Origin of the sequence: Roseovarius sp. MBR-78, assembly GCF_040547535.1 — a bacterium.
GTDB lineage: Bacteria > Pseudomonadota > Alphaproteobacteria > Rhodobacterales > Rhodobacteraceae > Roseovarius.
The window spans coordinates 1-8,792 of record NZ_JBEPPX010000052.1 but is presented as its reverse complement, the minus strand read 5'-3'; the positions used below and the strand labels follow the sequence as shown (position 1 = coordinate 8,792).

Genomic DNA, 8,792 nt, shown 5'->3' with positions numbered 1-8,792 from the left:
GAAAACGAAAGCCTTTCAGGCGCGGCATTGATGACGGTATCTGCATCGCACAACCGGTACCAGCCGCAGAAGCCGCAAACAACTTGGCAATGCCCAGTAAGATTGCAACTCGCTTTCCTGCGCTTGCAATCCAGAAGGTGGTTGTATATCGCTCATATTTGAGATATACGAAACTCATTCACGGTGCAGAGACTCTATTGATCCCGAGGCTCGAGACGGTTGTCCTTGGCCACTATCTTGTTAGAGAGCTGATATTTAATGACGACCCTGCGAGACAAGATGCGCGATGATGTTCAGGTGCGAATCCTGCGTCTGTTGCAGGAAAACCCTGAGATGTCGCAGCGAGAACTGGCCAACGCTGTGGGGATCAGCACGGGTGGTATTCATTATGTTCTCACCGCGCTTCTGGACAAAGGCCTGATCAAGTTCGGCAATTTCACCGCCGCCAAAGACAAGCGGCGCTACGCCTATGTTCTGACGCGAAAGGGAATCGTCGAAAAGGCGCGGCTGACGCAGGCCTTTCTTGTTCGCAAGATGGCTGAATACGAGGCGCTGAAGGCGGAGATCGAGGCGGTTCAGCGCGAAATCGACGCAGATGACGCGCAGGAGAGTCGCTCATGAAGATCGCGATGATTGGCACAGGCTATGTGGGCCTTGTGTCGGGGGTATGTTTTTCCGATTTCGGGCATGACGTGATCTGCGTCGACAAGATGCCGGACAAGATCGCCCGCCTGGAACGCGGCGAGGTGCCGATCTTCGAGCCGGGGCTTGATGCGCTGATGGCGCGAAACGTCGAGGCCGGGCGGCTGTCCTTCACCACCGACCTGGCGCAGGCCGTGGACGGGGCCGATGCGGTGTTCATCGCCGTCGGCACGCCCACGCGGCGCGGTGACGGGCACGCAGACCTCACCTATGTCATGGCCGCCGCCGAGGAGGTGGCGCAGGCGCTGACCGGCTATGCCGTGATCGTCACCAAATCCACCGTGCCCGTGGGCACCAACCGCAGGGTGAAACAGGTGGTGGCCAAGGCCAACCCGACGGCCGAATTCGACGTCGCCTCGAACCCCGAATTTCTCCGCGAGGGCGCGGCGATCGAGGATTTCATGAAGCCCGACCGCGTGGTTGTCGGCATCCAGACCGAGCGCGCGGCGGAGGTGATGGCCGATATCTACCGCCCGCTTTACCTGCGCGATTTCCCGATCCTGACCACCGATCTGGAAAGTGCCGAGATGATCAAATACGCGGCCAACGCATTCCTCGCCACCAAGATCAGCTTTATCAACGAGGTGGCGGCGCTGTGCGAACGCGTCGGCGCGGATGTGAAGGAAGTGGCGCGCGGCATCGGTCTTGACGGGCGGATCGGCAGCAAGTTTCTGCATGCGGGCCCCGGCTATGGCGGCTCGTGCTTTCCCAAGGACACCTCGGCGTTGGCGCGGATCGGGCAGGAACACGCGGTGCCGCAAACCATCGTCGAGACGGTGATCCGCGTCAACGACGGGGTCAAGCTGCGGATGATCGAAAAGCTGCGCGATCTCTGCGAGGGCAGTTTCAACGGCAAGGTGGTGGCGGTGCTGGGGGCGACATTCAAACCCAATACCGACGATATGCGCGACGCGCCGAGCCTGACCATCGTGCCGGCGCTGGTGGGTGGCGGGGCCAAGGTGCGCGTGGTCGATCCGCAAGCGCGGCGCGAGGGCGAGGCGCTCTTGCCCGGCGTGGCGTGGGTGGACGATCCCTACAAGGCTGCGCAAAAGGCCGATCTGCTGGTGATCTTGACCGAATGGAACGAGTTCCGCGCGCTCGATCTCGAGCGGCTGGCCAAGCGGATGGCCCATCCGCGCATGGCCGACCTGCGCAATATATATTCCGCGAAGGACGCGAAACGCGCGGGGTTCGAGGCTTATGTGGGGGTTGGACGCTGATGCGTATTCTTATCACCGGCACTGCCGGGTTCATCGGGTTTCACTTGGCCAAGCTGCTACTGGCCGAGGGGCTCGTCGTCCACGGCTATGACGGGATGACGGATTACTATGATGTCGCGCTCAAGCAGCGGCGGCATCAGATGCTGCTGCAAAACCCGAATTTTGCCGCGACCGAGGGGATGCTGGAGGATCAGGCGCTGTTCGATCGTGTCGCGGATGCGTTCGCGCCCGATGTCATCATCCATCTCGCGGCGCAGGCAGGCGTGCGCTATAGTCTTGAAAATCCGCGCGCCTATCTCGATGCCAACGTCATTGGCACATTCAACGTCATGGAAGCCGCGCGCAGGCTGGGCGTGCAGCATTTGCTGATGGCCTCGACCAGTTCGGTCTATGGGGCAAATACCGAGATGCCGTTCATCGAGACGGAAAAGGCCGACACGCAGCTGACCATCTATGCCGCCACCAAAAAGGCCAATGAGAGCATGGCCCATGCCTGGGCGCATCTTTACGATCTGCCGATCACCATGTTCAGGTTCTTTACCGTCTATGGCCCCTGGGGGCGGCCCGATCTGGCGCTTTACAAGTTCGTCGATGCGATCCTCGACGGGCGGCCCATCGACATCTACAACCACGGCGACATGTATCGCGACTTTACCTATGTCGACGATCTGGTGCGCGCGATCCGCCTGCTCATTGATGCCACCCCGCAACGCCCCGAGGATGGGGTCGTGCCCGAGGGCGACAGCCTGTCGCCGGTGGCGCCCTACCGTGTGGTCAATATCGGCAATTCCGACAAGGTGCGGCTCTTGGATTTCGTCGATGCGATCGAGGACTGCCTCGGGCGGAAGGCAATCCGCAATTACATGGGAATGCAGACCGGCGACGTGCCCGCGACCTGGGCCAATGCGGATTTGCTGAAGACTTTGACAGGCTATCGCCCGCAAACCGATTTCCGCGATGGCATCGCACGGTTTGTCGAGTGGTATAGGGAGTATTCAGGAAAATGACATCTGACATGAAAACGATTGCCATTACAGCCCCGAACGCATCAACCCCGGCGACAAGCAGCACCGCCTGCCCTTGCTTACAGTGTCACCCCAGCTCGGCGGGCCATATACTTCTCGACCATCGAGATTTCTGTGGCTGACAGTATACGGTCGATTAGCAGAAATCCGAACAGGCGACCGTGAAAACGCCGATGACTGCCTGCGCCGGAACTGAAATGCAATGGCCCGTTCCGGTATGGCCCTCCGCCAGTCGCGGCGCTGGATTGCCCGACTTGCACACCGTTTTCCCGCAACGCGATCAAGGGCGCGTCAAGGTCCGACAGACCCGAATACAAAACCGGCTGATTAAGGTTCAGGCTTGTTTTAACATCGCCCGCAGAGGATTTGCCGGCATGAAAAAACCTTGTATCACCCCCTCCAGCTTGGGGTATTTCAAACGCAAACCGCTGAAAACCTGTGTCAATAAAGTTCACGAGCACCCCGGCGTTGAGGTTGTCAGAGAGCTTTTCCACGCCGATCACGATGCTGGTCTGCGATGTATGCGTCAGGCCAATGCCGGGGGTGGTCATCCAGCGCGGATCGTCCGTCCCGCCGAAATACAGATAGTAGCAATCGCGCTGCCCGGTCTCGGTGATGTCAAAGTGCGACCGCGCACGCTGATATGCGGTAAGGCTTGCGCCCGCCTCAACCTGAAACCCGCTGACCCTGAACCCGCGCGCAGAGTGCGTGTCCACCTTGAGCAATCCTGTATTCCTCGGGCCTGTCGAAAGGCTGGTTGCTGTACGCGCGACACGCCATAAGCCGGGAGCGACCTCGACTGGGGTAGCGAAATTTACGCTGTCCCCGTTATTGCCGATAACCAAGGCGAAATCCGTTCCCGGAACAGGGGCCGCGCCGTCATCCATCCGCACGAAACACGATATTGTGTATTCGGTATTCGGCTCAACTCCGTGATCTCTGTAACCGATCCGATTGCCGACTGTGCCACCGGGGAACTGGAGAGTACCGTCAAAGTCGGGCAATCCCAGTGCTGCATCCGCGATGCCAGTGCTGGTATTCAGTTGCGCAATAGTCGGCTCAGACAAGGGTGACAGGTTCCGTTGTCCGGTAGAAGGCACCCTGCCATAAGTTGGCCGCGCTTGCGCAGATTGGGTTGCGTGCAGCGCGTTGCCCGAAAGGTCTGAAGCCAGACCCACAGGTTGGCCGGGAGCCGTCAACGCGACCATCCCGTTTGCGTCCTGAAACAAGGTCGATGTCCGGGACGGATCGAACCAAACCCCCTTTTCCCCTGCATCAAACAGCAATCGTGGATGCCATTGACTTCGCGATCTGTGGGGTCCTGAGGTCACGGAAAGGTCAGTAACTATCTTCATGCCAGCACCAGTGCATGGATGCCCTGTGCCGTGGTGCCCGTGGCGTGTACCCGGCGAACCCCGAGCGGCAAAAGCGAGAAATCGGCCACCGAAAGGCTTCGCGTTTCGCCCGTGGCGCTAATCAGGCTTACCATGCCGCCGGTCTCGACATAAAGGCCGATGGCCACATCGGGCAGGTCAATCGTGTCGGACGGGGTGACGGGCAGGGCATCGGTTGCCGGTCCGGACAAGGCATGGCTACGGTTTTCAAAAGGGTTCATGTCAGCTCCTGTTTGCAAGACGCCCGCCAAGATCAATGACAGGTCACCCGCAAAGGATTATTTGGGGCAGGTTTCCACGGGCTGAAGACAGCGTGCGATACCCCGGCAACACCCCCGTTCAGGCTTGTCAGCGGGGCCGTCAACCTGTATCGGTTGGTCAATGTTTCGCCCGTCAACCGCTGTTGAAACAGTAGGTATCGCAGTGCAAATTTTTAAAATTTATCAAGTGAAATCATGATTATAGATAATGACACCGAAACGACGGCTTCCCTGATCGACCTTGTCGGGGATATGTTCGGCCCGGCCCCCACGCCGCTGCACCGCCCTGTGTTCGAGGGTAATGAGCGCGCCTATCTGGTTGATACGATCGATTCCAATTTCGTCTCTTCAGTCGGGGCGCGGGTGACCGAGTTCGAGAATCGGATCGCGGAATTCACCGGATGCGCGCGCGCGGTTGCCACCATGAACGGCACGGCGGCGCTGCATATGGCGCTGCTTGTGGCGGGGGTGCGTGCGGGGGACGAGGTGATCTCGCAGGCGCTGACCTTTGTCGCCACCTGCAACGCGATCAGCTATATCGGCGCGCGCCCGGTCTTTGTCGATGTCGACCGCGACACGATGAGCATGGGCCCCACCGCCCTGCGCCGCTGGCTCGAGGCCAACACAAGGCGCGACGGGGCCGATACCGTCAACCGTCAAACCGGCGCGCGCATCGCCGCCTGCGTGCCGATGCACACGTTCGGCCTGCCGGGGCGCATCGCCGAGATTGCTGCTATCTGCGATGAGTTCGGCATTACCCTTGTCGAAGACGCCGCCGAGTCGCTGGGCAGCTATGTCGGCCCCCGCCACACCGGCAAGTTTGGCAAACTTGCCACGCTCAGCTTCAACGGCAACAAGATCATCACCACCGGCGGCGGCGGCATGATCGTGACTGACGATCACGCCCTTGCCGACCGCGCCAAGCACCTGACGACCACCGCCAAGGTGCCGCACAAGTGGGAATTCGTGCATGACGAGGTGGGCTATAATTACCGCTTGCCCAATCTCAACGCGGCTTTGGGATGTGCGCAGATGGAAAAGCTGCCCGCCATGCTGCGCATCAAGGCCGATATCGCGGCCCGTTACCGCGCTTTTTGCGCCGAACATGATCTGCATTTTGTCGACCCCATCGACGGCACCACGGCGAATTTCTGGCTGAACGCCGTGCGGCTGGAGGATCGTAATGCGCGTGACACATTCCTTGAATACACCAACGCGCGGGGCGTGATGACCCGCCCGATCTGGGCCCTGATGAGCGACCTCAACGCCTTCGCCGATTGCCAGACGGATGGGCTTGAAGCCTCTCGCTGGCTGGCGGACCGGATCGTCAACCTGCCCTCCAGCGTTCCCGAAAGTGAATTCCACAGGCTTGCGACATGAACATTCTCGATCTCATCGGACGCGACCGCGCGCTGTTCGACACCGATATCGCGCGTCATGACGCACAGTTGCGCGATCTGGTGGGCGCGTCGCGGTTTCTGGTGATCGGCGGCGCAGGTTCTATCGGGCAGGCAGTCACCCGCGAGATATTCAAACGCAACCCGCGCGCCCTGCATGTGGTGGATATCAGCGAAAACAACATGGTCGAGCTGGTGCGCGACATCCGCAGCACGCTGGGCTATAACGATGCCGATTTCCGCACCTTTGCGATTGATTGCGGCAGCCGCGAATTTGCGGCGCTGATGGCGGCGACCAGCGGCTATGATTACGTGCTGAACCTCTCGGCGCTGAAACATGTGCGCTCTGAAAAAGACCCGTTCACGCTGATGCGGCTGATTGAGGTCAATATCCTCAACACCATCGCGACGCTGCACGCCGCCCGCGACAAGGGCGCGGCCAAGTATTTCTGCGTCTCAACCGACAAGGCCGCGAACCCCGTCAACATGATGGGCGCAAGCAAGCGGATCATGGAAATGTTCCTGATGCGCGAAAGCCTGACCATGCCGATTTCCACCGCGCGCTTTGCCAATGTCGCCTTTTCCGACGGCTCGCTTTTGCACGGCTTCAACCAGCGCTTTGCCAAGAACCAGCCGATTTCCGCGCCCAATGACGTGCGCCGCTATTTCGTCACACCGCAGGAATCGGGCGAGCTGTGCCTGATGTCCTGCATGACGGGCGGCAACCGCGACATCTTCTTTCCCAAGCTGAGCGAGGCGCTGAACCTCACCCGGTTTTCCGATATCGCCGTGCGCTACCTGCACGCGCGCGGGTTCGAGCCGCATGAATGCGCGACCGAGGACGAGGCCCGCGACCGCGCCGCAGAGCTGATCCCCACGGGCAAATGGCCGGTCTATTTCTTCGCCTCCGACACCACCGGCGAAAAGGATTTCGAGGAATTCTTTACCACGGCCGAAACCCTCGACATGGACCGTTTCGACAGTATCGGCGTGATCCTGAACGCGCCCGAATTTGATCCCGCCAGCCTCGATCACTTCCTTGCCGAAATCGACCGCATCCGCAACGCGGCGACATGGGACAAGCCCGAGATCGTCGCGCTGTTCAACGCCATGATCCCGGATTTCGATCACAAGGAAACCGGCAAATACCTTGACGCAAGGATGTAGGCCATGTTGCAACGTCTGCTTGATATCGTCTTTTCTGGCATTGCGCTGATCTTGCTGGCCCCCATCCTTGTGCCGGTCGCGCTGATCCTGCGGTTTTCCGGCGAGGGCGAGGTGTTTTTCGGCCAGAACCGCGTCGGGCTGGGCGGCGGCTATTTCAAGCTGTTGAAATTTGCCACCATGCTCAAGAACAGCCCGAACATGGGCACCGGCACGGTCACGCTCAAGGATGATCCGCGCGTGCTGCCGGTGGGAAAATTCCTGCGCAAGACCAAGATCAACGAATTGCCGCAACTGCTCAATATCCTCAAGGGTGATATGAGCATCATCGGCCCGCGCCCGCAGACGAGGCGCTGCTTCGACGCCTTCCCCGACGGCTCGCAACAGGCCATCGTGACGGTGCGACCGGGCCTGTCGGGGATCGGATCCATCGTGTTTCGCGGCGAAGAGGACATGATGCACGCCGCAAATGACCCGGACCGGTTTTATGATCAGGTGATCATGCCCTACAAGGGCCAGTTGGAGGAATGGTATGTCCGCCACCAATCCATCGCCACCTATCTGGCATTGATCGCACTCACCATCTGGGTCGTGCTCAACCCGCGCTCGGGCATCGTCTGGCGGGTGTTCCCCGATCTGCCCGCCCCGCCCAAGGATATCGCGGGCGATGTGAACTGGACCACCGCGCGCCATGCCGCATGATGAGAACACGCTTCGGCAGGTTGGTGCGCTGCATTCCAGTTGTATCGATCAGGGCTTTCTTTCCAGCCTCGGCCCCCGCTTTCTGACCGTGCTTTACCGTGCGATCGACCGCAGCGACGACGCGGTTCTGATTGTCGAGACGGACGGCAACGGCGTTATCGGCTTTGTCACCGGCGGCAGCGGCATGGGGCCGATCTATGGCCAGATGATCCGCGATTGGCCCAATCTGATTCTAGCCCTGCTGCCGATCCTGTTTCAGCCGCGCAAGGTGCTGGGAATACTCGAAATCCTGAAGCGCCGCGACAAGGATGATCCCGGCGGCGACCTGCCTCGGCACGAGTTGTTCAGCATCGCCGTGGTCCCTGCCGCGCGTGGCACAGGCGTGGCGGAACGGCTTTACCACGGTTTGGCCGCGCATTTTCTTGCCCGCAATGTGCCCGCCTTTCGTATCGTCGTAGGCGAAACCCTGACCCCCGCGCACCGCTTCTACACCCGCATGGGGGCCAAGCCGGTGGATAAGGGTGCCTCTTCGCCCTCAGTGAAAATCATGCTCGGTGGTATGGCCGCGAAGGTCGGCCGTGTTGTAGTGCCGGGCGGATTGCATACAATCGGTGGGTATATTCGACCGGCCGGTAGATCACTCGGCTTGGTGACCGATACGCCACGACTCGATACTGTCCGGCCCTTTACTGACCAGCGCACGGCGGTCGACACTGCTCTTCGGAAAGCTTCTGACCTAAAAGAAGGGTGGGATGCACATGGCGCCGCCTTACGAGAGCATCTGGGATGACGCCGCGGTCGTGTCTCGAATCTGGTTGAAATTCTGCGGCGGCGCTCTCCGAACGGTGTGATTTGGGCCTGCTCAGGCGGCGAGGTCAAGGGTCATGGGTTCGATCGGCTTGTCGAGGGTTTGCCAGCCGTCGATCTT

General features: G+C 60.2%; 9 protein-coding genes. 7 read left to right on the top strand and 2 right to left on the bottom strand.

Features of this window, described 5'->3' with window-relative positions; genetic code table 11:
- Nucleotides 1–258: 258 nt before the first annotated feature.
- From ABIE58_RS19680 to ABIE58_RS19670, 3 genes are read left to right on the top strand one after another with little or no spacing between them, the layout of a single operon-like run.
- Nucleotides 259–621 carry a MarR family EPS-associated transcriptional regulator gene (locus tag ABIE58_RS19680; RefSeq protein WP_354546329.1) on the top strand — a complete coding sequence of 121 codons (363 nt, stop codon included), beginning with the start codon at nt 259–261 and terminating at the stop codon, nt 619–621.
- Nucleotides 618–1,922 (top strand): UDP-glucose dehydrogenase family protein, encoded by a 1,305-nt coding sequence (locus tag ABIE58_RS19675; protein WP_354546328.1) that lies wholly within the window; start codon nt 618–620, stop codon nt 1,920–1,922. The genes ABIE58_RS19680 and ABIE58_RS19675 overlap by 4 nt, the downstream gene beginning before the upstream one ends.
- Entirely contained in the window at nt 1,919–2,929 is a 1,011-nt protein-coding gene (locus ABIE58_RS19670; RefSeq protein WP_354546330.1) for an NAD-dependent epimerase/dehydratase family protein, read from the top strand. Before ABIE58_RS19675 ends, ABIE58_RS19670 begins: the two co-directional genes overlap by 4 nt.
- 77 nt (nt 2,930–3,006) lie before the next feature.
- On the opposite strand, the gene ABIE58_RS19665 is transcribed toward ABIE58_RS19670, so the two are convergent.
- Nucleotides 3,007–4,233 (bottom strand): phage head spike fiber domain-containing protein, encoded by a 1,227-nt coding sequence (locus ABIE58_RS19665; protein ID WP_354546327.1) that lies wholly within the window; start codon nt 4,231–4,233, stop codon nt 3,007–3,009.
- Nucleotides 4,234–4,298: 65 nt separating this feature from the next.
- Nucleotides 4,299–4,562 carry a spike base protein, RCAP_Rcc01079 family gene (locus tag ABIE58_RS19660; protein WP_354546326.1) on the bottom strand — a complete coding sequence of 88 codons (264 nt, stop codon included), beginning with the start codon at nt 4,560–4,562 and terminating at the stop codon, nt 4,299–4,301.
- Nucleotides 4,563–4,796: 234 nt separating this feature from the next.
- Here ABIE58_RS19660 and ABIE58_RS19655 point away from each other — a divergent pair, with 234 nt between their 5' ends.
- The 4 genes from ABIE58_RS19655 to ABIE58_RS19640 are packed head-to-tail and all read left to right on the top strand — an operon-like array spanning nt 4,797 to nt 8,654.
- Complete coding sequence (locus ABIE58_RS19655; protein WP_354546325.1) at nt 4,797–5,981, top strand: LegC family aminotransferase; 1,185 nt, start codon at nt 4,797–4,799, stop codon at nt 5,979–5,981.
- The gene (locus ABIE58_RS19650) at nt 5,978–7,165 is read left to right on the top strand and encodes a UDP-N-acetylglucosamine 4,6-dehydratase (protein WP_354546324.1); all 1,188 of its coding nucleotides are present in this window, start codon (nt 5,978–5,980) and stop codon (nt 7,163–7,165) included. The genes ABIE58_RS19655 and ABIE58_RS19650 overlap by 4 nt, the downstream gene beginning before the upstream one ends.
- A 3-nt stretch (nt 7,166–7,168) precedes the next feature.
- Nucleotides 7,169–7,864, top strand: coding sequence for a sugar transferase (locus tag ABIE58_RS19645; protein ID WP_354546323.1), 696 nt, complete (start codon nt 7,169–7,171; stop codon nt 7,862–7,864).
- Nucleotides 7,854–8,654, top strand: a complete 801-nt coding sequence (locus ABIE58_RS19640) for a GNAT family N-acetyltransferase (protein ID WP_354546322.1) — start codon at nt 7,854–7,856, stop codon at nt 8,652–8,654. Before ABIE58_RS19645 ends, ABIE58_RS19640 begins: the two co-directional genes overlap by 11 nt.
- The last annotated feature ends 138 nt before the right edge of the window (nt 8,655–8,792 follow it).

What these genes read in the sequence shown, in the direction of transcription:
- ABIE58_RS19680 (WP_354546329.1), top strand. Translation starts at nt 259, where the DNA reads ATGACGACCCTGCGAGACAAGATGCGCGATGATGTTCAGGTGCGAATC.
- ABIE58_RS19675 (WP_354546328.1), top strand. Translation starts at nt 618, where the DNA reads ATGAAGATCGCGATGATTGGCACAGGCTATGTGGGCCTTGTGTCGGGG.
- ABIE58_RS19660 (WP_354546326.1), bottom strand. Translation starts at nt 4,562, where the DNA reads ATGAACCCTTTTGAAAACCGTAGCCATGCCTTGTCCGGACCGGCAACC.
- ABIE58_RS19655 (WP_354546325.1), top strand. Translation starts at nt 4,797, where the DNA reads ATGATTATAGATAATGACACCGAAACGACGGCTTCCCTGATCGACCTT.
- ABIE58_RS19650 (WP_354546324.1), top strand. Translation starts at nt 5,978, where the DNA reads ATGAACATTCTCGATCTCATCGGACGCGACCGCGCGCTGTTCGACACC.
- ABIE58_RS19645 (WP_354546323.1), top strand. Translation starts at nt 7,169, where the DNA reads ATGTTGCAACGTCTGCTTGATATCGTCTTTTCTGGCATTGCGCTGATC.
- ABIE58_RS19640 (WP_354546322.1), top strand. Translation starts at nt 7,854, where the DNA reads ATGCCGCATGATGAGAACACGCTTCGGCAGGTTGGTGCGCTGCATTCC.